At 52.5% G+C, this 425-nt stretch carries 1 protein-coding gene; it reads right to left on the minus strand.

The window, feature by feature from the left end:
• The coding region (gene mutL / locus AACS00_RS07970) for a DNA mismatch repair endonuclease MutL (protein WP_339373274.1) at nucleotides 1-407 on the minus strand (407 nt) is incomplete at its 3' end.
• Nucleotides 408-425: the final 18 nt, after the last annotated feature.

The raw sequence follows: 425 nt of genomic DNA on the forward strand, positions 1-425 counted from the left end.
CTTGTATAAAGCAGCTGCTTCCCGTGATGGCGCAAGCGAAACGAAATGTCGGGATGCGCCATGGCAAGGCGATTGACGACATCGGTGATATGTCCAAGCTCCGTATGAATCGTTTTCATATACTTTAAGCGCGCCGGGGTGTTAAAAAACAAGTTGGATACGGTAATATCCGTCCCTTTGCGGCTTGTTGTCCGTTCACGCTTGACGAGTTTGCCGCCTTTGAAGACAACCTGCGTTCCCGGGCCGTCTCCGGTGCCTGTTTTCATTTCGACTTCCGAGACGGAGGCGATGCTCGGCAGCGCCTCGCCGCGAAAGCCAAGCGTACGGATGCGGAACAAATCGTGCTCGTCCTTGATTTTGCTTGTCGCATGCCGTTCAAATGCGATCAGGCAATCATCTTCTTCCATTCCATCCCCATTATCGAT

Source organism: Vibrio sp. 11986-1-5, from assembly GCF_963878025.1.
Lineage (GTDB): Bacteria > Pseudomonadota > Gammaproteobacteria > Enterobacterales > Vibrionaceae > Vibrio > Vibrio injensis.